The following is a 1088-nucleotide window of genomic DNA, read 5'->3' as shown; positions in this document are numbered from 1 at the left end:
GCAAGGACATGGCCGGCGACGAGGTCGGCATCACCGGTGACGGCGCCGAGGAGAAGCTGGCGGGCATCAACGCCCTCGCGCTGGCCGAGGCCGAGCGCCCGCTGGTCGGCGGCCCCGAGGAAATGGGCGTCATCGACCCCGAGGTCCTCTGGGGCTGCACCAACTGCGGCGCCTGCGTCGAGCAGTGCCCGGTGGACATCGAGCACGTCGACCACATCGTCGACATGCGCCGCTACCAGGTGCTGATCGAGTCGAACTTCCCCACCGAGCTCGGCGGGATGTTCAAGAACCTGGAGAACAAGGGCAACCCGTGGGGCCAGAACGCCAAGGACCGGCTGGCCTGGACCGAGGAGCTGGACTTCGAGGTCCCCGTCTTCGACGGTGAGCTCGACGAGGACACCGAGTACGTGTTCTGGGTCGGCTGCGCCGGTGCCTTCGAGGACCGCGCGAAGAAGACCACTCGCGCCGTGTCCGAGCTGCTGCACATGGCGGGCGTGAAGTACACGGTGCTCGGCGGCGAGGAGACCTGCACCGGCGACCCGGCGCGCCGCGCGGGCAACGAGTTCCTGTTCCAGATGCTCGCCCAGCAGAACGTCGAGACGCTGAACTCGGTCTTCGAGGGCCGCGAGCCCGGCAAGCGCAAGATCGTCGCGACCTGCGCGCACTGCTTCAACAGCCTCGCCAACGAGTACTCGCAGCTCGGCGGGAACTTCGAGGTCGTGCACCACACGCAGCTGCTGAACAAGCTGGTCCGCGAGAAGCGCCTCACCCCGGTCGCCCCGGTCGCCGAGGACGTGACCTACCACGACCCCTGCTTCCTGGGCAGGCACAACAAGGTCTACACGCCGCCGCGCGACCTGGTCGGCGCCTCCGGTGCGAACTTCCGCGAGATGCCGCGCCACGGCGACCGCTCCATGTGCTGCGGCGCCGGCGGCGCCCGCATGTGGATGGAGGAGAAGACCGGCAAGCGCATCAACGTGGAGCGCGTCGACGAGGCGCTGGGCACCGCGCCCCAGAAGATCGCGACGGGTTGCCCGTTCTGCCGCGTGATGCTCAACGACGGCCTCACCGCCCGCCAGAACGAAGGC

At 68.9% G+C, this 1088-nt stretch carries 1 protein-coding gene; it reads left to right on the top strand.

Going from position 1 to position 1088, the window contains the following annotated elements; translation table 11 throughout:
• Positions 1-1088, top strand: a 1088-nt coding sequence (locus ACWD38_RS30345) for a (Fe-S)-binding protein (RefSeq protein WP_450125449.1), incomplete at both ends; no start/stop codon positions are given.

Source organism: Saccharopolyspora sp. NPDC002578 (assembly GCF_053592695.1).
This window is presented reverse-complemented; position numbering and strand designations above follow the sequence as displayed.